Origin of the sequence: Granulicella sibirica (assembly GCF_004115155.1) — a bacterium.
GTDB classification, from domain to species: domain Bacteria; phylum Acidobacteriota; class Terriglobia; order Terriglobales; family Acidobacteriaceae; genus Edaphobacter; species Edaphobacter sibiricus.
In genome coordinates this window covers 21563-47290 of sequence record NZ_RDSM01000003.1, presented here as the reverse complement: position 1 = coordinate 47290, position 25728 = coordinate 21563, and the positions used below count along the sequence as shown (strand labels likewise).

Annotated in this window: 20 protein-coding genes; 6 read left to right on the top strand and 14 right to left on the bottom strand. The window is 56.2% G+C overall.

What is annotated here, in order from left to right:
- Positions 1-29: 29 nt before the first annotated feature.
- The 3 genes from GRAN_RS17095 to GRAN_RS17085 form a co-directional block, all read right to left on the bottom strand.
- Positions 30-2729, bottom strand: a complete 2700-nt coding sequence (locus GRAN_RS17095) for a beta-glucosidase family protein (protein WP_128914281.1) — start codon at positions 2727-2729, stop codon at positions 30-32.
- A gap of 290 nt (positions 2730-3019) precedes the next feature.
- The gene (locus GRAN_RS17090) at positions 3020-3418 is read right to left on the bottom strand and encodes a Dabb family protein (protein ID WP_241654874.1); all 399 of its coding nucleotides are present in this window, start codon (positions 3416-3418) and stop codon (positions 3020-3022) included.
- A 290-nt stretch (positions 3419-3708) separates the two neighbouring features.
- A complete protein-coding gene (locus GRAN_RS17085) occupies positions 3709-6984 on the bottom strand; it encodes a transglutaminase family protein (protein ID WP_128914280.1) in 3276 nt (1091 codons plus the stop codon).
- Positions 6985-7468: 484 nt separating this feature from the next.
- Here GRAN_RS17085 and GRAN_RS17080 point away from each other — a divergent pair, with 484 nt between their 5' ends.
- Both GRAN_RS17080 and GRAN_RS17075 read left to right on the top strand, forming a co-directional pair.
- Positions 7469-8578, top strand: a complete 1110-nt coding sequence (locus tag GRAN_RS17080; RefSeq protein WP_128914279.1) for a PDDEXK nuclease domain-containing protein — start codon at positions 7469-7471, stop codon at positions 8576-8578.
- A 552-nt stretch (positions 8579-9130) separates the two neighbouring features.
- Entirely contained in the window at positions 9131-9901 is a 771-nt protein-coding gene (locus GRAN_RS17075; RefSeq protein ID WP_241654871.1) for a hypothetical protein, read from the top strand.
- 10 nt (positions 9902-9911) lie between these two features.
- Here GRAN_RS17075 and GRAN_RS17070 read toward each other — a convergent pair whose 3' ends face one another.
- The 3 genes from GRAN_RS17070 to GRAN_RS17060 are packed head-to-tail and all read right to left on the bottom strand — an operon-like array spanning position 9912 to position 11585.
- Positions 9912-10523, bottom strand: a complete 612-nt coding sequence (locus tag GRAN_RS17070) for a response regulator (protein ID WP_128914278.1) — start codon at positions 10521-10523, stop codon at positions 9912-9914.
- Positions 10524-10538: 15 nt separating this feature from the next.
- Positions 10539-10811, bottom strand: coding sequence for a cold-shock protein (locus GRAN_RS17065; RefSeq protein ID WP_128914277.1), 273 nt, complete (start codon positions 10809-10811; stop codon positions 10539-10541).
- Positions 10812-10865: 54 nt separating this feature from the next.
- Complete coding sequence (locus GRAN_RS17060; protein WP_128914276.1) at positions 10866-11585, bottom strand: Crp/Fnr family transcriptional regulator; 720 nt, start codon at positions 11583-11585, stop codon at positions 10866-10868.
- A gap of 756 nt (positions 11586-12341) precedes the next feature.
- Here GRAN_RS17060 and GRAN_RS17055 point away from each other — a divergent pair.
- Entirely contained in the window at positions 12342-13121 is a 780-nt protein-coding gene (locus GRAN_RS17055; RefSeq protein ID WP_128914275.1) for a sensor histidine kinase, read from the top strand.
- 147 nt (positions 13122-13268) lie between these two features.
- On the opposite strand, the gene GRAN_RS17050 is transcribed toward GRAN_RS17055, so the two are convergent.
- The 8 genes from GRAN_RS17050 to GRAN_RS17015 form a co-directional block, all read right to left on the bottom strand.
- Complete coding sequence (locus GRAN_RS17050) at positions 13269-14894, bottom strand: DHA2 family efflux MFS transporter permease subunit (protein ID WP_128914274.1); 1626 nt, start codon at positions 14892-14894, stop codon at positions 13269-13271.
- A gap of 133 nt (positions 14895-15027) precedes the next feature.
- The gene (locus GRAN_RS17045; protein ID WP_206662797.1) at positions 15028-15939 is read right to left on the bottom strand and encodes an NmrA family NAD(P)-binding protein; all 912 of its coding nucleotides are present in this window, start codon (positions 15937-15939) and stop codon (positions 15028-15030) included.
- Between the two features lie 102 nt (positions 15940-16041).
- Complete coding sequence (locus GRAN_RS17040) at positions 16042-16698, bottom strand: carbonic anhydrase (protein WP_206662796.1); 657 nt, start codon at positions 16696-16698, stop codon at positions 16042-16044.
- Positions 16695-18338, bottom strand: a complete 1644-nt coding sequence (locus GRAN_RS17035; protein ID WP_128914273.1) for an FAD-dependent oxidoreductase — start codon at positions 18336-18338, stop codon at positions 16695-16697. The genes GRAN_RS17040 and GRAN_RS17035 overlap by 4 nt, the downstream gene beginning before the upstream one ends.
- A gap of 94 nt (positions 18339-18432) precedes the next feature.
- Positions 18433-18570: a DinB family protein gene (locus tag GRAN_RS26745; RefSeq protein ID WP_277751241.1), complete on the bottom strand. Its 138-nt coding sequence runs from the start codon at positions 18568-18570 to the stop codon at positions 18433-18435.
- 69 nt (positions 18571-18639) lie between these two features.
- Complete coding sequence (locus GRAN_RS17025; protein ID WP_128914271.1) at positions 18640-18969, bottom strand: hypothetical protein; 330 nt, start codon at positions 18967-18969, stop codon at positions 18640-18642.
- A 52-nt stretch (positions 18970-19021) separates the two neighbouring features.
- Complete coding sequence (locus tag GRAN_RS17020) at positions 19022-20413, bottom strand: FAD-dependent oxidoreductase (protein ID WP_128914270.1); 1392 nt, start codon at positions 20411-20413, stop codon at positions 19022-19024.
- Positions 20414-20539: 126 nt separating this feature from the next.
- Complete coding sequence (locus tag GRAN_RS17015) at positions 20540-21415, bottom strand: alpha/beta hydrolase (RefSeq protein WP_128914269.1); 876 nt, start codon at positions 21413-21415, stop codon at positions 20540-20542.
- A 595-nt stretch (positions 21416-22010) separates the two neighbouring features.
- Here GRAN_RS17015 and GRAN_RS17010 point away from each other — a divergent pair.
- The 3 genes from GRAN_RS17010 to GRAN_RS17000 all read left to right on the top strand — a co-directional run bounded on the left by GRAN_RS17010 (position 22011) and on the right by GRAN_RS17000 (position 25694).
- Positions 22011-22829: an alpha/beta fold hydrolase gene (locus GRAN_RS17010; RefSeq protein ID WP_206662818.1), complete on the top strand. Its 819-nt coding sequence runs from the start codon at positions 22011-22013 to the stop codon at positions 22827-22829.
- Positions 22830-23672: 843 nt separating this feature from the next.
- Positions 23673-24065 (top strand): nuclear transport factor 2 family protein, encoded by a 393-nt coding sequence (locus GRAN_RS17005; RefSeq protein ID WP_128914268.1) that lies wholly within the window; start codon positions 23673-23675, stop codon positions 24063-24065.
- Positions 24066-24068: 3 nt separating this feature from the next.
- Positions 24069-25694 (top strand): MFS transporter, encoded by a 1626-nt coding sequence (locus GRAN_RS17000; protein WP_128914267.1) that lies wholly within the window; start codon positions 24069-24071, stop codon positions 25692-25694.
- The last annotated feature ends 34 nt before the right edge of the window (positions 25695-25728 follow it).

Sequence of the window (25728 nt, the reverse complement as noted above, 5' to 3'; positions counted from 1 at the left end):
CCGCTTGACCTTTGTTCTCCGAAACACTCCTAGAGCCCGCCCGGTAAGGCAACGGTCCCGCTGAGCGGAAGCGCTCTCGAGGAATCTCCGACAAACAGCTCCCTCGGCCCGTCAGCCTTGACCCACTGCTTCTTGCTCTCGGACCAGTACTGCATCGCGCGCAGCGGAACATGCAGTGACACGGTCTTCTCCTCCCCCGCCCTAAGCGAGACACGTTCAAACGCAACCAATGTTTTCGGAGCGAACTGTACTCCCTGCGGGCGGGACGCGGGTGCGGCGAGATACACCTGCGGAACCTCATCTCCGCGCATTGCGCCCGTGTTCTTTACCTTGAACGTGACATCGAAGCCACCATCGCTTGCCGTTTTGGTCGCAAGCCCGGAGAGCTCGAAGGTCGTATAGGAAAGCCCATAGCCAAAGGGATAACGAGGCTCGATCTTCTGATCGTCGAACCATCGATAGCCGACAAGAAGCCCTTCCGAGAAAGTCGTCTTCCCGTCGACGCCCTTCGCCGACCGCTCCGGGTGCGCCGGCGACGTCGCCGGATAATCCTCAAGCGATTTCGCCCAGGTCATCGGCAGTTTGCCGCCGGGATTATTGAGGCCAAGCAGTGTCTTTGCCTCGGCCGGCCCACCCTCGTCTCCGGGCCACCACATCTCGACAACGCCCTTCACCTTGTCGATCCACGGCATCGCCACCGGCTGACTCGTGTTCAAAACCACCACCGTATTCGGGTTGACTGCCGCGATCTCCTCGATGAGCTTGTCCTGGTCGCCCGGCAGTTCGAAGTGAGGTTTGTCCCGCGTCCACGCGAAGACCACGGCCGTGTCAGATGACTTCGCCGCGGCGATCGCCTCTTGGTGAGCCCTTGCGCGGGCCTCGGGAGTCATCCAGTTGAGGCGAACCTGCACCGGTGCGTTCGAGGTATCGATCGACGTCACCACTTCAATCGCGTGTTTGCCCGCCGTGAGCTCGACGGCCCGGCGGATATTGTCCAGCCCATCCGTTGTCGGCAGACCGTTATCCTGCGTAGCGTGCTGCACATCGCCGTGAACCGTTCCCTTCACCGCGCCGCTGCGGCCGACTTCCTTGCCGTCGATGCTCAGTATTCCGCGTGTACCCAGAAGCTGAAGATAGAACCAGTACGCCCCCGCCGCCGGGATCTGAACCTCACCCTTCCACGTCACCACGCTGTTCGCCGGAAGCGCTTTTCTGTTGCCCTTCGTGAAGTCGAGAACCGCGTCGACACGGCTCGCTCCGTCCGCGCTTGTCCGGAGAAGGCCGGGCTTGCCGTCGTGACTCAGGAGAGAGGCTCCGATAGTCGCTCCCGTCATGTCATCGGCAACCGCGTACGTCACCTTCGCTCCGGGCGCGAGTTGCTTCAGCGCGGCCAGTGGTCCGGTCTGCAGTTCCGGGACTCCCGGCGAACGCTCGCCGAAGGTGCCGATCGCGGCGACCTGGCCCGCCGTTGGTCCAATCAGCGCGATGCTACCCCTGGCCTTGAGCGGCAGTACGCCACCTTCATTCTTCAGCAGCACGGCTGCATCTTCGGCGGTTTTCTCGATGATCTCTCCGTTCGCCTTGAAGTCCTGCAGCGTCACATCGTGCTTCTGCTTGCCATCGAGGAAGCCGAAGCGATCAATCTCGTAAAGCACGTGCCGCGCCGCCGCCGTGATGGCTGCTTCGTTAATGGAGCCATCCTGCAGCGCCGTCCTCATCGTCGCCGAATCAGAATCCATGGGAAAGGCGTCGAGATCCATGCTGCCGCCCTTCGTCTCCTCCGGGATCGTGCCGCCCAGCATACCGGCCAGGGCCCCCGTGTTGGGTTTGGAAGGCGCTGCGCTGTCTTCAGGGCTGGTCCGGAAGTAGGTGCGCATCATGGCGGCGAAAGGACTGTCGGACGCCAGTTCCCCCGGCATCTCCATGGTCAGGCCCTGGTTGAGAAAATGCACGTTGTGAACGCCGCCCCAGTCCGACGTAACGAAGCCTTTGAAGCCGATCTCATCCCGCAGGATCGTCTTCAGCGTGTCCCCGTTGCCACAGGCAAACGGTCCGTTGATCTTGTTGTACGAACACATGATGGACGCGACACCGGCATGGATGGCCGCTTCAAACGGGGCAACGTAGACCTCGTGGAGCGTCTGCGAATCCACAAAGACGTTGTAGGAATCCGAGTCGTAGGCGACATAATGCTTGGCCTGCGACATGACGCCCTGTGCCTGCTCGCCACGGATCTCGGCCGCGCCCATCGCGCCGGTCAGGAAAGGATCTTCGCCCAGCGTGTTGTAGCTCCGCGCGAAGGTGATATCGCGGTCGATATTGATGAACGGCTGCAGCACCACGTCGATGCCCAGCGAACGCGCCTGCTTGCCGATCGCGGCACCGTTCTGCTCGGCATCGTTCAAGCTCCAGGTGGCGGCCACGGCCATGGTGGCGGACTGCGCCTGTCCCGCCACGCGCGTCAAGACCCCCGGAGGGCCATCAGCGAAGCGTAGCGACGGCACACCGAGACGCGGCACACCCGGCAGGTAGCCAGCCTGGCCCTGATTGGTGGCGGCCGGCTCAACATCCCCGCGAATCAGGTTCATCTTCTCTTCCAGGGTCATCTGCGACAAAAGCCGATCGACTCTTGTCTCATTCGACGCTTCAGCGGGTACGGTCTGCCCCGAAATTGGTACAAGAACGGCCACGAAAGCAAAGCCAAGGATGACAGCGGGTTGCCATTTCATTGCGAAACTCCTAGTCCCGTGTAAGACGGGCGCTTGATCGCAACAGACTACACGCGTCACTGGATGTTCGGCCGAGACGCTGCGAAGACCGAATCGCGACCGTCCATAAGACAAATCTTCAGGGCCAAGTCTTAGCCACGAACAGGCGATTTGCGGCTTGGGGGAAGGCGTCTCCACGTGCCAGGCGGCTGGAATAGCCCCGCGCCTGAGGAGTTTTCCCCGGAAGCACTTGGCGCCAGGATCGCGCCACAAACGCAAATCTCACCCAATGTCGAAACTCGCAGGATCGATCAGCTATTCAGATCGAGTTCGACCGCGTCGATCAGTGGTTTGAGCCACACAAGCAGGGCCTGGTGCTTTGGATGTTGCACATACGCGTCGAGCGCCGCTTGATCCTTGAACTGCATCACGCCGCCGAAGGTATAGCCCTTCCCGCGAGGCGAAATATTCGGTCCCACATGCGTCTGCATCAATCCCGGGATCACTCCCTGGAAGGAAAGAATCTCTTTCCGCGCCCGTTCCTTCTGCGCGGCCGAGACTCCCTCGTTCCAGATAAAGGCAAAGATATGGAAGACGCTGGAATCGTTGCTCGCGGCGGAAGCTGTCTGTGGTGTCATGGACAAGAGTGTAATGGCCCCTGCGGCGAGGCCGCTCTGGCGCAGCATTCCGCGCCTTGTCATCTTCGGCATGTCGATCTCCCCGCCCCCGTACCTGCCGGAGCGCCTTTGGTGGTTCTATGCCATCAAGATATGCATCGTAAGTGATATGCGCAAACACGCCATCCCTTGCGCTCGGTGTCCTACCGGCGAACTCGCACATCGCACCACCGTAGGCGTCAACTATCTGGGATGCTGCTTCACCAGACGTACGATCACAACAGCCTCTGGTTCCATCGATCGAGTGCGCAAGAGCGAGTGGTCAGGACACTTCGGCTCACGCGAGTCTTTGGACGCGAACTCCCGCCCCATTCATGCGCGATCTACTCCGACGCGCCTTCCACCGCGATACCAGAGTTGAGCATGAACACCAGATCGCAGGTCGAGCTCTTCTTACCGCAGTACACAACCGCGTCACGCAGCACACGCGCGGACGATCCGGACGGCTCCGCGCCGGGTAGACGCAGCGACTTCGCCTCTTCCAACAAGGGTTTCAATTTTGCATCGCCCGAGACGAGCATCGCTGCCGCGACACCATCGGCGTTCAACTGTAGCCGCACCGTGCCGCCACCCTCCGCGCCCGCGCCATTCTTCACGTGGTAGCTGCGAAAGTCCTGCATCGACGTGGCAAAACCCTCGCCGCTGGCCGCCTTGATCCCGGCTTTCTCAAGACGCGCGATGGCTGCGACCACTTCGGCATAGTCCTGCTTCGCGTCGGCGGCATGATCCGCCTGCTTCGCAAGCCGATACATCCATAGCGCATCCGCATTGCGGTCGAGAGCCTTGAACGCCTGCGCCAGGTGATTGCCGACAATGACGTTTTCCTGGGAGAACCATGCCGCGCGCAGGTACGGCTCGGCCTCCTTCGACTTGCCCTGCAGCAGAAGAATGTAGCCCAGCGTGTCCCATGAGGCTGTGAGGTTCGCCGACGCAGCAAAGGCCTTCGTATTGGACTCTTCCAGAACCTGCAAGGCGGTCGCCTTCTCCAGCAGATCGACTGAGCGGCGCGACTGGGCCTCCGCGAATGGTAGATCGATCTTCGTCTCGGACAGCACGTAGACATTGTTGTTGATGACATCCGGATCATCGCTGCCGTCCATCGCCTTCTTGGCGGCCATGGCGGCTTCTTCGTTGCGATGCAGTTCATACAGTGCGCTCGCCACCTGCGTCGCGACCGCTCGGTCTTCGGGCTGACGCGCCTGCAGATCGCGCAGCACTCCGAGTGCATGCGTATAGTCGCCCTGTTTCTCAAGAACGAAGATACGCATCTTCTGGACCCGTTCGTTGCTGCCGCTGTACTTGCTTAACAAGGCATCGGCATCGGTATAACGCTGCTTGTTGCTGTACTCCTGGGCCAGCCCGAGTACCATCCACGGGTCATCATCGGGGTGCGCCTTCATCTCCGCGTCGACATCGCGGGCGCCGGAGTCGAAATCCCCGTCATTCGCCTTGACGAGCCCAAGCATACCCAGGACGTAAGGCGCATCCGGCGAGCTCTTGCGTAAACTCTCAAGACGGATGCGCGCACCAGCGACATCTCTCCGCTGCAGCATCAAGTTGATCTCTGCAAGCTGCTGTCGCGTGTCGACGGGATTCGAGGGCTCCGCCGCAGGCCTCGTATCCTTTGCTGGCGCGGCGGATGCGCTCTTCGCGCCCTCCTTCGTGATCGTGAGGTGATCGGGTGGGATGAGCCGAAGGTAAGGCTCTCCGTCGTTCACGAGCGTCGCCTTCTGAAACGCAAGGTAATCCTTCCACCGGTCGCGCGGCAGCTTATGCACCTTGACGACCAGCTTGCGATCCGCAATGACCTTCCCGTCGATCAGGCGATAGGTCTTGTCATAGGTAGCGAACTCCCGGGAGACATGAACGGCATCGGGCAGCTCCGCACGATAACCCGCGGGAAGGGCCATCGTGCTGTGAGCCTCAACGGTACGCGGCGCGCCAAGGTCGATATCGTGTTCGGGAGCCTTCTCTTCGCTCACAATAGTGAGTTCCACTGCGGGAAAGAGCGGCAAAGACTGCTTGTTCTCCCATCCGGCGTACTTCTCGCGGCTGTAGTCGTAGGTGATCTTGACCGGCGCGGCTGCGTCGGTCTGGCGCATGTCCGTGCCGCTCACCTTACCGCCAAAGCCCATTGCCCCCGAGAGATACTGCATCGCGTCATCCCATTGCGCGGGCGAGAGGCGCTGCATCATGGAGCGCAAGTCCAACTCGGTGTCAGACCGCGCGGTCAATACCATGTGGCTCTTCAGCAGGCCCTCGCTGTCCAACGTGCCATCGGCAACAAAGTCCTCGTAATAGGCATAAGGAGGGTTCGCCGGAGTCTTCTCGAGTGTGGCCGGGGTCTTATCCGGAATGACGAGCGCCTGCTGATCGCGGATAACCGGCATCAGCACGCGGAAGGGTGCTACCTCGGCAGTGGAATCGAGCCACACTCGCTCCGGCTTGCCAGAGGCATCCGGCAGTTCGACTGTCGTGATGGCGTGGTTGAAGACCGCAGGTGAGGGCACATCCATCACCGGCGCAATCCCCGCCCCAATGAGCACGGGTGCCGTGGTCATCCCCTTGGCGCGCAGCAGGCTCTCCAGGAGGGTGTCCTTGTCCTTGCAATCGCCATAGCCATGGTCCAACACCTCGTCAGGCGTATGCGGCTGGAAGCGGCCAACACCGAAGGAAAGCGAGATATAGCGGATCTGCGTCGCAACGAAGCGATAGAGCGCCTCTGCCTGCTCCTGAGGTGTTTTCGCATTCCTGGTGAGCTCATCGGCTTTCGCTCGCACGCTGTCCGTAGGCTGGAGCCGCTCCTCGGCCAGGCTGCGGTACCACGCACCCACCTCATCCCAGCTATGGAAGCTGGTCCACGCCACGCTCGGGAGCTTGCGCCCGTCGGCATCCTCGTCCGGATCCTTCACCTCGGCCGCGGTCATCTTGCCGTTCTCATCGCGCGCGCTTGCCTTGGTCTGGGAAGAAGTCCACGTCCACACCTGCATCCCGTCGCGCGTCATGGGCGTCGCTTTGTGGTTCGGACTCCAAACCTGCACGTAGGTCTTTTCCGGTACGGCGAGCGTTAGGCTCTGTTCCAGAACCACGCCACCCTGCACCAGGAAATGCTCCGCCCCCCAGAATCGGCCCGGAGCTTGCGCCTTGGTGAGGACGGTGTGGAACTGATATTCAAGCCGATCGCCCGTCGCAAGGCTGCGCACGGGCAGATGCTTCTCTTTCAGATCCGAATACATCGGGGCCTCGCGGGTCGCTTCGGCGGGCATCTCCATGGCCTCGTCGACTGGCGTGTTGATCGTGCTGCCGTCCGGCTTGTGTACGCGCACGAACTCGATCGTTGCGGTCGAATTCGCCGAAGCGTAAGACAAATTCAACACACTGAACTGCCGCGCCACACCGTCGGACTGAACGCGCACGATCACATGCTGCACCACATCGCCGGTGCCGTCGGCTTTCATGGTGGTAGTCGTGTCGTAGCGCTCAAAGACAAACGGCTCGTCGCGATACGGATCCGCGGAAGGCCTTGGGCTTTGAGTTTGAGACGATAGACGCAAAGCGGCGAGCCCCGCAGCAGTCAGCACAAGCAAACGTAAATTCATAGGTGTATATCTGCGTGTATAGCAGATTTTAAGAACGGGGTACATTCCCCCACATTCACCTTATTACCCGCTGAAGGCGGTCCTAAGCGATATCGATCAAGTCGGCTGCTGCCCCTGTCGCGACTGCATTCCGGAGGGGAACGCGCAACCGCCTGAAAGCCCGAAGCCTTCCTGTATCTGCATAGTTTGTAAGGGGTTGTTTGGTGGACCTGATCGGGATCGAACCGATGACCTCTTCCATGCCATGGAACTTTCAAAACACTAAGCTATTGACGGTAAAGCAGTTAGCAACCGGAAAAACCGGCAAAACCGGCCTAATCGGCGGTCTTTGACACAAACTTTGACACAAACTTTTGAGGGCGGGTGAGCTGGGTCGTGGCGGGCCAGCTCACCACTATTCTTGTTTGGCACAGTCAGCAACGTCTCCCTGGTTGGCGAAACCAGAGGAGTGCAATCACTAAAATGAATTGAGATGGACCTGGATATGGCTGAGCAGAAGCTGGATAGACCAGATGCGGACTACGCCTATGTTCGCAACGGCATCGTCGATTTGTTGCAAGCCGCTCGCGTCGCGTCAGCGCGCAGCATCAACGCGGTTATGACCGCGACCTATTGGGAGATCGGAAGGCGCATTGTTGAATCTGAGATGCGAGGAGAGAACCGGGCGGATTACGGTGAGAAGCTGGTAGAGCAACTCGCCAAGGACCTCACGCGGCGTTTCGGACGCGGATTCGGCAGAGCCAATCTCTGGCAGATGAGGGGTTTTTATCGAACATGGCCGGAAAAGAACTTTCTCCAGACACCGTCTGGAGAATCTCCTCTCCCTGCCGCGGCGTCGACCATATCGGAGATCACCGCGGTGGCGACTCGCTTCCCGCTACCGTGGTCCGCCTATGTACGGTTGCTCTCGGTGAGAAACCAAAAGGCCCGCAAATTCTACGAAACCGAAGCGTTGCGTTCCGGATGGTCGGTTCGGCAGCTCGACCGCCAGATTAGCAGCCAATTTTACGAGCGCATTGCGCTATCCCGTAACAAGACAGCGATGCTTGAAAAGGCTGCTGTCCCGGAATCCGGTGATGCGATCTCGCTGGAAGAAGCAATCAAAGATCCTTTCATACTCGAATTTCTCAACCTGAAAGACGAATATTCAGAATCAGAACTCGAAGAAGCGTTGATCCAACATCTAGCGGACTTCCTGCTCGAACTGGGCGACGATTTTGCGTTCATGGGGCGTCAACGTCGGCTGCGCTTAGATGACAATTGGTTTCGAATCGATCTCATCTTCTTTCATAGGCGTTTGCGGTGTTTGCTCATCGTCGATCTAAAAGTGGGCAAGTTCGGCTACGCTGACGCCGGTCAGATGCACCTCTATCTCAATTACGCCAAGGAACACTGGATGAAGCCTGGCGAGAATCCTCCCGTTGGTCTAATCCTTTGCACGGAGAAAGGCGTAGCGGAAGCTCACTACGCACTCGATAACCTGCCAAACAAAGTCCTTGCCGCGGAATACAGGACTGTTCTCCCCGATGAAAAGCTGATTGCTGATGCGTTAGAGCGCTCACAAGCTGCGATTCAGGAACGTAGAACGAACTGATAAATCTCAACATGCAGAATGCCCGTTCCTGGTCCATCGAGGAACGCATCGGCCATTAACATCAATCCAGAAGCATTGCTGACGGGAAGCGCGTTTACCCGGAGCGACGTCGATCGGGCCTCCCTCAGCGGACTATGACATCTGAGAGCAGGATAGCTTCAGTGGCGAGAGTGGCTGTATGCACGTTCCCAAGTTTGTAGTTGAGGAAGACTGCGGGAACCCCTAATCGCGCGCGATCAGGGCAGAGGTTCCTATCGAGTTTTGGCTTCGATATGAGTGCGTAAGTATGCAAGAACTATTGGGGATGGGTTGCGTGAAGGAATGTCCCGCTGAGGCAGGTGGCGGAAGACGCGCAGCGGCTGGAGAGGGGTGAGGAGTGAAACTCCTCCCTCAGAAAGAGGATTTTGGAAAATCGCACAGATTCGATCAGAAGATCGATAGTCACCGGCCTAGTTGCATCAAAAGGTTTTGAGCAGGGTTTAGTCAGCTGCAGCGCCGTTTCGGCTCGTTCAAACGCTAGACCGCACTCAAATTCCCGGGAGTAACAATTCCATGCGTTTCACGACCATTGCTCTCGGTCTCATATCAATCTTAAGCTGTGTCTACGTTGCTACCTTGTCAGGAGAACCCATTCAAGTGCGTTATGGGCAGGGGTCAAGCCACGGCTTTTTGGCCCTCAAGACGCTCGACGGTGTGACCATCGCTACAGGCGATTCTACTCAGGTCGTCAGCCGCGGGAGAGTCACGTCTCGCCTGATCTTCCATTTCAAAGACGGCTCCGTGGATGAAGATGTCACTGTCTTTACACAGCAAGGTGTGTTTCGCTTGATTAGCGATCACCACATTCAGCACGGCCCCTCGTTTCCGAAACCCATCGACTTTCTCATCGACATGGCGAGTGGAGATCTCACGTTCAAGGCGGAAGACGGAACGATCTCGAAGGAGCACATGGACTTACCCGCTGACGTGTCGAACGGGCTGCCACCGAACCTTCTGCTCAACATTCTCCCAACGACTCCCGAGACCAAAGTCGCCTACATAGCCCCCGGTAAAAAGGCCCGGCTGATTCATCTTTCCATCAAGCCGATGGGAACCTTAACGTTTCGCGTGGGTGCATTCCGACGTAAAGCTACTGACTTCACGCTGCACGTAGAGTTGGGTGGAGTGACAGGGGTCGTTGCACCGATCATCGGCAAGCAGCCCTCGGACTACCACATCTGGCTCCAAGACGGCACTCCGCCCGCCTTTGTTCGAGAAGAAGGACCGTTATACGAAGGAGGACCGATCTGGCGGATGGAACAAATTAGTCCATCATTTCAATAGTCTCAGGTTCCTATTGCAGAGATCGCCGCGCAAAGGGCTGGGCGGAGTCCGAAGCGAATGGCTCCCCGATAATCTCAAAGCGAATCATGCAAGAGCAGAAGTCGCACTCCACTTCATTCACACCCGCGAGCGCATCCGGCGCCGGGAAGGTGCGCAGACATTCCGAGCAAGTGACGGCGACGGTGCCCTTGTCATTCTTTACCCATACAGCTGCTTTACTTGGCTTCCCGAGTCGAGGACGTGTTGGTAACTCTTGGATCAAATCTGAAATCTTGTTGAATAGCTCCTCCGGCTTGTAATTTCCTTTTGGAAAGAACGCATCCGCTAAAACGCTTTCCGGGACACTGACACCGGTAAACTCGCCTGAGACAACAACCACGGGGATGGCAGGAAATCGGCGACGTACAACGGACAGGAACTCGAATCCGTTCATATTGGGCATTCGGAGATCCGAGATGATGATGTCGGGTAAAGAACGCTTCAGAGCAGCCAAGCCTTCAAAACCATCTTCGGCGCACAGAACTTCATACCCCTTCGTTCGCAGAAGCATGGCGCCTGTTTCGCGCAAGGCTTGATCGTCTTCAACAACAAGGATTCGGTACGGAAACGATTTCGTGGACATGCGCCCTCCTTTGCATCAACCAGCCAGTTCAGTTGAATGGCCGTCGGAATTTAATGTCCGTCCGGAAGACGGGGTCTTCCCATGCCGCATCTCTACCCTGTCTGCTTGAGGCCCCTTGTCACCCTGAATGATGTCAAAGGTGACTTCGTCGCCCTCTTTCAGGGTCTTGTACCCTTCGGTTTGGATCGAGCTGTAGTGAACGAATACGTCGGCTCCTCCATCGTGACCGAGAAAGCCATACCCCTTCGCGTTGTTGAACCACTTCACGGTGCCTGTGTAGTGTGCCATTGCGTTCCTCGATTCTTCGAACTCCGAACTTGTTGGTAAGATCCTCTCCGAATGTCAGTTTTGGCTACCGGGCGCGCCCCGACTATAGAGGCCCGCGTAGAGCTCTTTCGCAACTTGATAGCAGTCGCAGGCCACTCCTTCGAGTCGGCCCCGGTCGATGATTTTGATACGACCTCGTTGGTGATCTACCAGGCCTTTCGCTTGTAGAACGCCAACTGCGGTGCCTACGGTGGTTCGGCGAGACCCCAGCATCATTCCAAGGAATTCTTGAGTCAGGTTCAATTCATCCGTCTGCGAGCAGTCTGAAACCATGAGGAGCCAGCGAGCCAAACGCTGCTCCGCTTCGTGGAGCCGGTGGCAACCTGCGATCTGCCCCAGGCACATGGCTTGTTCTTGCAAGAATTCGAGGATGCGGCTTCGAATCTCTTCTGAGGAGCCAAACTCTCGCCGCAACTCGGAAAGCGGAATGCGAAGTCCCGTGCCGGCCATTTGCATAAAACAACGGGTCGAAGCCAGGGCAGGCCCCATCACTTGCAGACTGCCAATGACCCCTTCCCGTCCAATCACTCCGACTTCCGCGGTGGCGCCATCGGACATGGCCGTCACCACCGATGCCATGCCAGACGTAAGGAAGTAGGCATAATCCGGGGTCTCCTGGGCCTCGTAGAGAACTGTGCCCAAAGGAAGGTCTACAGGAATGGAGTATTTGAGCAGGGCCTGACTGCTTCGCTTGGAGAGTGAACTTAGAAATCGGCTGACGTCATTGGTAGGCATGATGCCCCCTTGCTCATTCGCAAGGGACGGCCATCTGGGAGACGGCAAGCAGTCACGTTTGATTGTATGGAACGGGTTGCACACCGCCCATAGTCCAAGCATACGCTCTAAAAGCGGCTGTGACGGGTATTGGGCATAGATAAGCGAGGCGGTGTCCTACAATTCGAGCGACTGGAGTTCACTCTGAGTTCGGCACCCGCACTACCCACGTCCGTCAGCGTTCTCGTCTATGGCAGTGATGAACTATTGCTTGGAACTCGCTCAATGGTTTTGGAAAAGGCTGGTTATACCGTTTTCACAGCTCTTGAAGCTCCGGCGTTAGAGAATACCCTTCTCAGTCAGAAGATTTCGCTACTTGTCCTTTGCCACACGCTTTCGTCAGAGAAGTGCGAAGCGGCGCTCGATTTTGCAGAGAGCAAGCATCCTAAAATTCGGAGTCTCGTGCTCACCGCAGGCTCCACTCCGTGCTCTGAGCGCGCTCACGACGCCGTCCTGAGTGCTTTTGACGGCCCTCGCAGGTTAGTGGAGACAGTTCAGAATCTCTTGGAAAATGTTCCGGCTGCATCCCTATAGAAAGCATAAGCGTGTGCGAGGCTCCTTCTTATGCCCAATAGGCGACATAGCGCATTAGCATTGCATCTGATGTCGAAGGTTCAGGTTGCATCAAACTATCTGAGTCTACTGGTCTGTGGGCATACCCTGATCGCAACGCCGAGGTAGGCGTTCTCTCCAGAGCAAATACATTTGGGGATAGCTATGGGCACCAACACCAGACCGGACCTTCCAACCGACATAGAGGCATTGCAGGAGGCGCTCCAACTTTCGGAGCGCCAGCTAGTTATTGCGACTGAGGCTTTGCGCAAAGCCGAAGAGCGCGCCGTCGCTGGCCGTCTCGCTTTGGAAGTCATGCACGAAGTCAAGAATCCCCTCGAAGCCCTCGGTCACCTGACATATTTGGCGTTGCAAGAAGCAGACTACCCCGAAAAGGTCCGGAAGTATTTGCTCCAGGCGGAGGAGCAAATGGAAAACTTGAGTCATATCGCAAGGCAGACGCTCGGTTTTTCGCAACAAATGGAGAAGCCTCGTCCGGTTGATTTGGTGGCTGTCGCGGAAGCTGCGATCCGCATTCATCAGCGTGTGATCGAAGAAAAACGAATCCATCTTGTAAAAGATTTGCGTGAAGGCGCGATCGCTCAGGTTTTCACCGGAGAGATGTTGCAAGTGGTATCAAATCTCATCGTGAACGCCTTGGATGCGTTGCCGGCTGAAGGTATCCTTCGCCTCCGGGTGAGGAAGCGGAAGAATGAAGTGGACTTCGTGATTGCCGACAACGGCCATGGAATTCCGGCTCAACACAAGGAAGCTCTCTTCCAACCGTTCTTCACGACAAAGACTGATAAGGGCACCGGTCTAGGCCTGGCCTTGTCGAAACGCATCATTGAGCGTCACAACGGGCGGATACGGGTTCGGAGCAGCATACGCCCAGGCAAGAGCGGTACAGCCTTCAAGATCTCGTTGCCGTTGCGATGGCGGTAGTCGTATAGTGTCGCTGCTCGCTGGGTCAGTCCCCTAAGTCGACTTTTCGGAAGTGATCTACCTGCACACTACAAGGCCGTCACCTGAAGTAGCAAAGCCGCTGCCACGTCTGCTACCGTCAGCCCAGCGGTAGGCAAACGCACGCCGCTAGTGTCCGCTAGGCACTTTTGCGCCGATCTGGAACCCCTTTGTCAGCAAAACGAGAGGTGCAGCAATCAACGTTCCAACGCCCAAAATGTAAAAGCAGTCCATGAAAGCCAGGAATCTGGTCTGGACTTGGAGCTGTTCGTAAATACGACCGGTGGCAGCATGGATAGCGTCCGCATGGGATAGCCCGTGTATTTGGAGATAAGCAGATATCTGATTCACCGAGGTTTGCAACGGAATTGTCGATGCGGTCTGATTTGCACCGACAATTGACTGATGAAAACTAGCCCGTCTGTCGCTCATGATCGTGACCAGCGCAATTCCAAAGCTGCCTCCCCAATTCCGGAAGAAATTAGTGAGGGAAGATGCTTTGTTGTTGTCTTCGGGCGCGAGTTGTGAGTATGCAAGAACCGAAAGAGGAACAAAGAAGAAGGCGTAGCCGAGACCCTGGAGCGACCTTGCAAGCGCCCAATGTTGGAAGTCGGTATCGAGGGTCATACGGCTGTAATGCAGGAACGAGATACCGACAACCATTACAGCTCCAAACAACAAGATTCGGGGTTGGATGATCTTACGCTGAACCAATTGAGCGCCTAGGGGAGCCAACAACGTGATGACCACCGCCCCAGGCGCCAGAACAAGTCCGGCGTCGATCGCTCGATATCCGAAAAGAGACTGCAGGATTTGAGGAATCATCGTGGTGGAAGCGAACAACCCTACGCCGAAGACGAAGTAGAAGACGTTAGCAATTGCAAAGTTCCGGACCTTCAAGAGTCTTAGGTTGATGATCGGTTCCGGAGTGTGCAGCTCCCAATACACAGCGGCACTGAGACATACGACCGCTATAACGGAACAGCAGCGTATGGTCGTTGAGCCAAACCAATCGTCAATCTGCCCGCGATCTAACAGAACTTCCAGAGCAGCAGAACCGATGCCGACCAGAGCAATCCCGATACCGTCCACCCGCAGCTTTCCATTGACGCGAACCGAAGCGCGCTCTTTGATGAAGGCGGGCGGATCATGTACGAATCGGTTCGTCAAAATGAGCGACAAGATGCCGACTGGAATGTTGATAAAGAACACCCAACGCCAACTGAAGTTGTCAGTGATGTATCCCCCCAACACCGGTCCTATTGCTGGTGCTGTCACGATTGCTACGGTGTAAAGCGCAAACGCCGAAGCCCGCTTAGCAGGCTCAAATGCGTCGACTAGGATGGCCTGCTCGACAGGGGCGAGGCCTCCTCCCCCAATGCCTTGGAGCACACGCGCGATAAGGATCACCTGGAGACTTGGGGCAATCCCACACAGAAAGGAAGTAACGGTGAAGAGAAATACGCATGCCATGTAGTAGTTCTTCCGGCCGAATACGCGCGAAAGCCAGGCTGACATCGGGAGGACTACTGCATTCGCAACGAGATACGTGGTCAATATCCATGTCACCTCATCGAAGGAGCGACCGAGACCGCCAGCGATATATGGCAAGGAAACGTTCGCAATGGACGTATCCAGGAGTTCCATGAAGGTAGCAAGCGTTACAGTCAGTGCAACCACCCAGGGGCTGATGCCGGTGGAGACCTGATGACCTAGATCGATCCTTGCGGTGCTATCTGCGATCTCAGTCACCATGTACGTCTCCGCTAAATGCGATCAAGACTTTGAACAAGTGGAATGCTCATAGCACGATTGCTGGATCGGGCAAAACGAGAAGGCACTGCTTTCGAGCGCTGGCGGTCCGCGGTATCCGTCTGAATCCGCGCAGTCACATCAGCTGCGCACGATGGTTTGCAACGAACTCTTCCATCGTCATGAGTGGGCCGCCGGCGATCTCCGATCCTAGGCTGTCGGTTCCGCTGAGAAGTCCCTCCTGCTGATCAATCTTCACCGCCTCGAAGTGCGCTCCCTTTGCGGTGTCGTTCGGAATGCCAAGCAACTCAAGGAACTCGGGAGTAGAGACTTGTTCGAATCGAACGCCTTTTCCGAGGACCCGCGCGATAAGGGCCGCAAGCTCGACATGGCTATATTCAACGGGCCCGTGTAGGGATAGGGCCTGCCCGACGTGTTTCGCTGGATTTTCAAGTAGACCGACCACGATCCGCGCAATATCACTTGACGCGATGGGGGCAAAACGGCTTTCCCCGTCGAACGGAACAACATAACGCCCCTTGCGGATAAAGGCGGAGATGTAAAGTATCCATTCGGCGAAGAACGTAATCCGGAGGTGCGTTACGGGTATTCCTGACCAGTTAAAAACTTGCTCCGAAAGCCAATGAGCCATCGTTGCTTGGCTTCTCGCGAAAGGCCGAGACTGCTTATGGGACATGTTTACGACGAGTTCCAGTCCTTCTTCTTCCGCGGCCTTGGCAAAAATTACCGAGGCCTCAACTTGTCCGTGCGCCAGAGGATAGACGAAATAGGCACTCCTGACACCCTTCAGCGCAGCCCTGATGTCCCCAATCATCAACATGTCGCCAAAGACAACGTCGGCGCCAAGCGCCTGAAGTGCTCTGGAGCGCACATCTTGTTTGCGCGCCAATGCTCTTACTCGGTGACCTCTCTCTAGCAGGAGCTTCACCGTTGGCCGTCCAGTGTCGCCTGTTCCACCGGTAACCAGTATCAGCTTTGTGTCCATGTCAGATGCTGCACTACGCTTGCTTACCTGATCAGAGTTCATGGCTCGCCTCACTCGATCTTAGGAATCAGAATCACTTATGCGTTGCTGATTTACGGTTTGGAAGGAGGGCGAGGGTCGAATCCGTCCGGCGCGGGCTTGACCCTACGCACCCAAGCGGAGTCGGCTTGGGGGCACGACGACTTCGATCAACCCTGTTGCAACGTCGTAGACAAGCCCAGTGATCATGAATCCACCAGGGATGTCTTCATTGCTCCTATAGGCTTCAACATCCATGGCCACAGCTTTGCGTGGGTCGGCGATCGCCATCAGATCGAGTTGGGGCCTGCTAACACCAAGATGGACTGCGAGCAGATCAGGCGCGTGTTTATAACAGCCGATAATGCCGCACTCGGTATGGTGGAGAATGATGAGGTCCCACCCTACGCCCATCTCTTGGCCTGCGGCTCTGGTCACGATCGGGAGCAAGACCATGGCTTCGACGAGGGCGGGATTGAGCCTGCCGCCAAGATTTCTGTAAATCGCTGCCTCCCCCGACTTCAAACCGAAAACGTCTACCGGATCGACCCTGGGATCGAGGCACCCGATGATGATGGTCTTCGCTGAGGGGATAATCTTCAGATCAGACGAATACCGTTTCTTGGCAAACTCGGCGTTTCGTAGAGCAATTGTGTCAGTGAAGGTCATGATTTCTCCGGAAGCTGATTCCAACGATAGGATCTCTTCGAGGGGGAAGTCTTTGCGGAAGCCGCCAGCGTTTGTCAAAAGAAATTGCTCTCTGTCTGTCTGGTTTGCGATCATTGATTCGCCAGTGCACGATGAACGAACTGGATACACATGGAACCTTCTCCCACGGCCGACGCTACCCTCTTTACGCTTTCAGCCCTCACGTCTCCTACAGCGAACACTCCTGGCACATTTGTCTCTAGGGGATAGGGAGCACGCTGGAGACTCCAGTCTGCAAGCACGCTCGTACCCGTCATTATGAATCCCTTGGTGTCCAAGGAAAGACAGCCGCTCACCCAGCTTGTGTTTGGGTCGGCCCCAGCCATCATGAACAGGCGTCGGACCTCATGGTCTTCCGATTCGCCTGTCAAGTGATCCATCCAACGAATACCCTCCAACCTGTCTCCACCTTCCAGAGCCACTACAGTCGTGCGCGTCTTCAGGATGATGGTTGGCGAAGCCTCAATTCTTGAGATCAGGTATTTGGACATGTTGGTCTTGAGATTTGGCCCACGAACAAGCAGATAGACTTTAGTCGCGAAACTCGAAAGGAAGATCGCAGCTTGCCCGGCAGAATTTCCGCCTCCGACAATTACAACCGCTTCGCCTTGACACAGAGGAGCCTCAAGTTGTGTCGCCCCGTAATAGACTCCGTTACCATCAAAGCGAGCGACATTAGGGATATCCAATCGACGATAACGAGATCCGGTGGCAACGACAACAGTTCGGGTCTGGATTAAAGTTCCGTCATCGAGCTTGATCCGATAAGGATGCTGCTCGCATTGCACGGTACAGGCGCTTCGAGCAATGGATAACCTAGCGCCAAACTTTTCTGCCTGAATGTAAGCTGCGTCCGCCAACTCTTGTCCTGAAATCCCGAAGGGGAATCCGAGGTAATTCTCGATGCGGGAGCTCGATCCAGCCTGCCCACCAGGAGCGTTGCTCTCAACAACTAATACGTTGAGTCCTTCGGATGCTGCATAAACTGCAGCCGCCAATCCAGATGGTCCAGCTCCAACGATGACCACATCGAACACATCCGTTTGGTCCACCCCAGCGTTCAAGTCGAAACATACGGCTGCTTCTGCATTGCTAGGAGCACGCAGAACCACGTCCCCTCTGCAGATCAGAACCGGAATGTCGGCCACTTCAATGCCAAACTGATCTAGAACGCTTTGGATATCGGGATCTTCATCAATGTCCAGATAGGTATAGGGGTGCCCGTTACGTACCAAGAACGAGCGCAAGCGTAGGGTGTCACTGGAATGGGTTGAGCCGATTAGGACTGCGTCGCCCACGGCATTCGCAATCAGATAGATTCTTCGTTGCACAAACGCATTAAGCAGCAGGTTGCCGACGACGGCATCCGTTTGCATGATGTGGCGCAACGATGCACGATCCACTTCAAGAACTTCGCCGGCTGTCGAGACTCGACAAGAGACAAGACTTCTCCGACCAGAGAGCTGAGTCAACTCGCCCGTGAACTCACCCTGAGCGAGCACGCTAATAATGGAATCATGCCCGTTTGCAACGCCGACGAGATCAATACTGCCGCTCAGCACCACGAAGAGCCCATGCTGTAGAGTTTCCCGGTTGAACAGGACCTCACCCACCGTGGTCTTTCGCACAGTACCTTTTCTCTGAAGCGTTCTAAGGCTTTGAGCGTCAAGGCGAGGAAAGAGTACTGAGTGGTTCTCGTTGTTATCGGTCGACATGTGCAAGTCTCCTGCTCCGATCGGCGTTGTGCGTTCGACTATGACCGACGCGTCGACGCTGCGGACCCTAAGAATGGACCTTTCGTCCGACCCATTAGTGCCATTCCCTTTGGTCGTCGGCCGACGGGCCATAGATGCTCGGGACCTTACCACCCATGGGACGGATGTAGGTAGTCAACTGGCCGCGGTGATGAACCGTATCGAAGAGAGCAATCCACAGAAGCCCACCCAAAGTATCCCTTAGTAGGATTTCGTCCTTACCATGGATCAACCAGGCTTGATGATTCCAACTCTCATCGTCCTAGGCGCCAAGCTGAACTCTCAATTCGCTATGGTCGCGTTCGTAGGTTGCCACAGTGTGAAGACGATCATCCAAGGTGGTTGGTTCTTGCCAGTGCATCCCAGTGTATGAGCTCTTTTTGTTGTCGCAGAGTTGAATACAGCTCCGCTGGGCTGAGATGAGCAGCGCAACTAGCTGTGCCGCTGAACGCGAAAGAGGATGTGGCCGGAAGTCCAAGAGATCGATCGGCAATGCCGCGATCACATTGACAAAGGCAGAGTGCTCTTGCTGCCAACGTTTGATGAAAAACTCTCGATTACTAAGTTGCGCACCGAATCCGTGTGTTGCCATAGCACTTCCTCTCCTATCTCCGCAGCCCCTTGTGAGGGGCTCTAACTAACCGTCAACGTCGTGGCTCCACTTGTGAAAAGAGAAAGACGAGGCCTTCGGCCATCGTCGGATGTGTAAATGTGGCGTCACGCAAGGTCGTATAAGGAAGACCGGCCAGCATTGCTACTTGCACGATGGCCATGACCTCGCCCGCCTCCGGTCCAATCATGGAAAAGCCCAGAATGCAGTCCCCTCCCACCTCAAGCAGTGCCTTCATGAACCCGTGGCTCTCATCGAGGGTTCGCGTTCTTAGCACAGCAGCCATGGGTAACTTGGTTACTCGTACAGGTATTCCGCGACGGCGAGCCTCCCCCTCTGTCAAACCAATCTGCGAGACCGGTGGATCGGTGAAGAGACAGGAGGGTACCAGGCGGCCGGCTGTCGTCCGATCAATGCCGGCGAGATTGTCACGAATTACACGAAAATCATCGTAGGAAATATGAGTAAACTGCGGACTCCCTGCGCATTCCCCGATTGCCCATATACTCGCAGCGGTCGTCTGGAGACGATCATCCACTTTCACATACCCCTGTTCAGTGAGCTGAACACCAGCGATCTCTAGACCTATTGAGGTGGTGTTCGGGGCTCGGCCGGTCGCGACGAGGATATCGCTTCCTGCAACCATGGTTTCTCCAGCATCAGTTTTTACGAGCAAAGTGACGCTAGAGCCCGATGTCCCCGCCACCCTCAGAGTCTCGGAGACGGCAATCACTTCGATTTCCTCTTTGAGTATCGTTTCAAGTAGAGAGCCAGCGATATCTGCATCCTGGTTCGTCAACAACTGCGACCCTCGGTGCAGGATCGTTACTCGGCTTCCGAAACGACGAAACGCCTGAGCGAACTCGAGCCCGACATATCCTCCCCCCAAGACGATAAGGTGCTCGGGGATGCGATCGAGTTGAAGAAGCTCGATATTCGTTAAGGGCCGAGCCTCTGCGAGGCCCGGCACCGGGGGAATAGAGGCGTGGGTTCCCAGGTTGAGGAAGATCCGCTCTGCTTTCAGTGTTCGAGTCCCACCGTCGTTTAGTTGGACTTCAAGCGTCTTCGGACCAACAAACTTTGCCTCACCCATCACAAGCTCAGTGCTACTACTCTTGTAGTGCTCCAAATTCGTAGCGATTAGGCCCTGCACCATTCTTCGCTTGCGCTCTTGGACCGCCTCCATGTCAGATGGGGGTTTGGTGGGAGCCACACCAAAGGTGCTTGCGTGCTGCGAGAGGTACGCGACCTTGGCACTCCAAATCTCGTTCTTACTCGGGAGGCAGTTTACATTCGGGCAGGATCCCCCGATCCAGCGCCGCTCGATTACAGCGACTTGTTGTCCAGACTGTGACAAATGCCAAGCGAGGTATTTGCCACCTTCGCCGCTGCCGATGACGACGTTTTCGTAGTTCTCCACAGTCATAACAAAACTTCCTTTCCATTGATCTCGTCGCGCTTCATCGCTCGGACCCTAGGAGCAAAAAAAGCTGCCGCGCGGCATAACGCAGCGCGGCAGAGGAAAGGGGCGCATAACGTTGGTGGCACGACATCAATGCGCAAGTGCAGGGAGTTCTTCGGAAATGTGCGCGGTCACTACCAAATGAGCGTTGATCCAGCCAATGATGTCGGCCAATACCACTTCCTTATCCACATCGTTCAGGAGGTCGTGGAATCCGCCCTCATAGAACTTGAGCGTTTTGTCGGGAGAGCCAGCATTGTCGTAGAAGTGCTGGCTACCACTTGGCCGTGTGTTCTTATCTTCTGTTCCGTGAAGAATGAGAACAGGCAGCGTGATCTGCGGGAAGTCCTGCTTGAGGCGTTCGTCCGCCCGAACCATCGCGGCCATGGTCTGTGTAGGCTGAGTCTCGTTCTCAATCAGCGGATCGTTGTTCATCGTTTCTACAACAACAGGATCCCTTGAGAATCGCTCATTCGGGAGATGAAGGATGTGTGCGTGCGGAGCGAGATGGCTCAATCCTTTGAAGACTGACAGAACAAAGTCGGGAGCGGGTAGCTCATGGGCGAAACTCTCGCAGATTAGCCCCGTTAGATCGGCTGGGTGATCGAGCGTGTATAGACACGCGACGACACCTCCGGCGCTATGACCGAGCATGAACATCGGGAGCGCCGGTTCGCGGGTTTTCACGATCTCCATGACCGCCTCGACGTCACGCACGTAGTCATCGAACGATTCAACAAAGAATCGCTCGCCTTCAGAGTTACCTCTGCCACGAAGATCGACCGCGTATACGGATAGGCCGTCGGCAACGAGGTGCTCGGCTACATGTTCGTAGTACCCGCTATGAGCGTTGAATCCAGGCACAATGACTACGGTGGCGCGGGCTTTCGTTTCAGGACGCCAGGACCGAAAGAATATTTTCAGGTCATCTGCGTCCTGGATTGTTTCTTGGCTTTTTATGCTCATAAGAATCTCCTGAGTGCTTTATTGGTTTCTGGTGACGCTGATACGGCAGTTACGCCCACAGACATGTCTGTTGTGACCATAGAGCCGGGTCGCATGATCTCTCTTTGCCAAACCGGCTAGGTTTTGTCGAAAGGAAGGACTAATCCGTACGTGTTTCAACCACGCTTGCACGTTAGGTCAGGAGCGCGAAGCGTGCCGAAACATCGAAGCTGTATTCGTCAAAATACAGTTGCAATGAGAAAGAGGATCGCTTTCTCTTCCGGTAGCTTGGAGAACAGTCAGAATCGATCAACCGCGGTGAAACACCTTAGAGCTTGGAAAATGCGCCATCCTCAATAACTACGGCTGCTGATCGTCGATATCCATATAACGCGCCAAATCCCAGGAGAACGACATGTCAAACCTTGAGGACAAATTGCTAGAAGAGGGTGAAGACCACGTTCAGCACGTTGATGGGCCAAGCCAGTTTTCACGTAGAACTATCCTGATCGGCGGCGCCGCAATGGCTACATCCTTGGCGCTTCCGCTTGAGTCTTTTGCTTCACAACACGCCACGGGGGATTCTCCTTCGAGGCCACACTCCGGAGAGGATTCATTGGACATGCTCAAAGTCAAAGACGGAACATCCATCTACTACAAAGACTGGGGCGCGGGTCAACCGATTGTCTTCTCACATGGTTGGCCGCTAACGGCAGACGCCTGGGATGCGCAGATGCTCTTCTTCGGCGAGCAAGGGTATCGGGTCATCGCTCACGATCGTCGGGGCCACGGCCGTTCCGGCCAGTCCTGGAACGGGAATGATATGGATACCTATGCCGACGATCTTTCGGAGCTGATCGAGAAATTGAACTTAAAGGATGCTGTTCTGGTTGGCCATTCGACCGGCGGCGGCGAAGTTGCCCGGTACCTCGGACGGCACGGAAGCAAGCGCGTATCGAAAGCAGTCCTCATCTCAGCTGTAACGCCGTTCATGCTCGGGACTCCCGATCATCCCGGAGCCCCCATGTCGGTCTTTGACGGATTACGACAAGGCGTTGTGAACAATCGCGCCGAGTTTTTCCGTGGTCTTTCCGTTCCGTTCTATGGTTACAACCGACCGGATGCGAAGGTTTCGGAAGGCATCAAGAATTCCTTCTGGCTTCAGGGAATGTTGGGTTCTGTGAAAGGCGAACTGGACTCCATCAAGGCATTCTCCGAAACGGACTTTCGGGAGGATCTGAAAAAGATCACGATTCCGACGCTGGTCCTGCAGGGTGACGACGATCAAATTGTCCCTTTGCAGATCTCGTCGCCTCTCACCGCCAAGCTGGTCAAAAACTCCACGCTGAAGATTTACCCTGGTCAGCCACATGGGCTTTGCACCACCTTCGCCGATCAGGTCAACGCTGATGTGCTCGCGTTCATCAAGGGTTGAGTTTTCTGGCTGGCTCCAGACGGCGCGAGGGAGAGTACTAGAGCCCCTTGCGCCCCATTATTGACTGAGCTGGGCAGCAAGATTGCCAAGTAGGGTATGCCTTCGATATGACAACTCGTAGAACTTTCATCGCCGCGACGATTGCCACAGCAGCTTCGTTGGCGAGCAGCTCAGGCCAAACTTCAGGCGCTTTAGCCGGAGGCGCGGCGGAGTCAGAACACAAGCTCGGAAAGACGGAAAGGGGCAAACATATGCAGGACCAAGCAGAGGATCCAAGGATCACCAGAGCGCGGCTCTCAGGGCCGGCGCAGGTTACGAAGAATGCAACCGTGGCCGAACTTGGGCCGAACGGGGTCATGAAGGTCTTGGTTCAAGGATCGAACGAGTGGGTGTGCGTCCCAGGAGACGAGAATCGAATTGGTTCGCCGCCAATGTGTATGAATTCGCTCGGTATGCAGTGGATGATGGATGCAATGCAGGGCAAGCCGAAGCCGACGAATGCAGCGCCCGGCATGATTTATATGCTCTGCGGCGCAACTCAGCGGAGTAATACGGACGCACGAGACACGACAAGTCCCGCGATCCCAATCGGCCCTCACTGGATGATTACCTGGCCGTTCGATGCTCAGGCCAATGGACTTCCAACTACGGTCCGGGATAGAGGAGCCTGGGTGATGTTCTCAGGAACGCCCTATTCCTACCTGCACGTCTGCGGGAGTCCTTGGGAAGGTAACGAATATCATGTCGGCGACAAGGCTGTATGGACCATGGACTACGCTCGACCATGAACCGCAAGTGACCGGCATTAAATCTTTGCCCCACACCCATGAGAATTGAGATCCGATGAGTGACGAGATAACTGCAAGGAACAGGGCGATTGCTATCGAGGCGATCACAGGGGTCTTTATCAAACGAGACACCGATGTGCCCCAAAAGCTGTTCAATATGAACTACACGCAACACAACCCTACAATTGCGAATGGCAGCGTCGCTATCCCTGAGCTGATTCGTGCGTTGCCGGCCGAATTTAGGTACGAAATGGGCATGGTCATCGCTGAAGGCGAGTTCGTTGCCATTCACGGCCGGTACACGGGTTGGGCAGCCAAGCCTTTGATTGCAGTCGATATCTTTCGGGTTGTCGCCGGCAAGCTCGTTGAGCATTGGGATGTAATGCAGGAGGAAGTGCCACCTGAGAAAACAGTCAGCGGCAACGCCATGTTCGCTCCAGCCCAATAACTTATGACATCTGCCGTTTCTCGGTCGCCGATGAGTCCGCCATGTGTCGCAGCCGGGGTGCAGGCCGCAGCGGACTCGCGGTGCCTTGCCTCCGATCGACGATCAATCCTCGTACTCACTGTGCTGGGATCATCCATGGCATTCATGGACGGGTCCGTTGTGAATGTGGCTTTACCGACGCTTCAGGCTAGTTTCAGGGCCACTTCCTCCCACATCCTCTGGGTTGTCCAGGCCTATTCTCTTCTAGGCTCGGCGCTGCTTCTGTTTTGCGGAGCTTTGGGCGATCGCTTCGGCCGAACGCGAATGTACCTGTTGGGTGTCGCTGTATTCGCTCTAGCCTCGATCGGCTGTGCAGCGTCGTTGAACCTTACCGAGCTGATCTTGGCGCGTGCAATCCAAGGCTTCGGCGCAGCACTACTGATCCCGCAAGCGCTCGCAATACTTTCTGATACCTACCCAGAAGGCGAGCGCGCCGGCGCCATCGGAGCGTGGTCAGCTTGGACTTCTGTTTCGATCGCAATTGGCCCCATAGTCGGCGGATGGCTAATCCAGGTGTCTAGCTGGCGAGCGATCTTCCTTCTCAATATTCCCCTGACTGCTTGGATAATGTGGCTCGCCCCCAAGCTTAGGCGCGCAACAGCTGCCCGTTCGGCAGCCGCCCCTGCTCCTCTCGATTATCGGGGCGCAGCGCTCAACATTCTAGGATTCGCCGCGATCGTTTTCGCCCTGTCTTTCGTGCCGCAACTCGGCTGGAAAGATCCGCGCATCGGGCTCTCACTTTTCGCTGGATTGGTTTTGCTTATTGTCTTCGTGCTGTCACAACGAAGTAGCAAAAACCCTCTCGTTCCGCTCTCGTTGTTTCGAAGTTCCGCATTTTCTGGTGCGAATGTCCTGACCTTCCTTGCCTATGGGGCGCTCGGCGGGGCGTTCTACATTGTTCCGTACTTCCTGATTGGCGCACGGCATCTCTTGCCCAGCTCCGCGGGCGCTGCTTTTTTGCCGATGATTGCGATCATGTTCGCCTTTTCCGGAAGGGTCGGTACGATAGCTGCCAAAGTAGGCGAAGTAAAGTTCATGGTGGCGGGCTCAGCCCTGACAGCGGGAGGTTTCGCCTTATTAGGCTTGGTCTCGAAGGAAACCCGTTACTCTTATGGCTTTCTGCCTGGAGTCCTGGTATTGGGTGTGGGCATCACTTTGACCGTTGCACCTCTCACGTCTTTTCTCATGGCCTCCGTCGCCGCCAGCCGCAGGGGGGTCGCATCCGCAGTGAACAACTCCGTATCCAGGCTTGGCGGTCTCATCTCAGTCTCAATCGTGGCCGTGGCTGTGAGCCACACGTTCAACCATGAGTTTGGAAGGCAAATGCAATCGTCGGGCTTACCGGTCGAGATGCAACGCATACTCGTTCACTCAGAAGGGTTGATGCTTGCTATCCCGATCCCTCAACAGTTTGGGTCTTCGCCGGCGTTGCGTGCGGAAGGAATGGTAGAAAGCTCGTTTGTAACCGCCTACCGGCATGTGATGTTTGGCTGTGCGCTAACCACCCTCGTCGGCACACTTGTAATCCTGACGACAGTGCGGAAGTCCAAAAACGCGCTGGACGTCGCTGAGACTGAGGGCCGTCTCTAAATGCCTTAGGCGAGATATCCAAGCGACTGGCTAC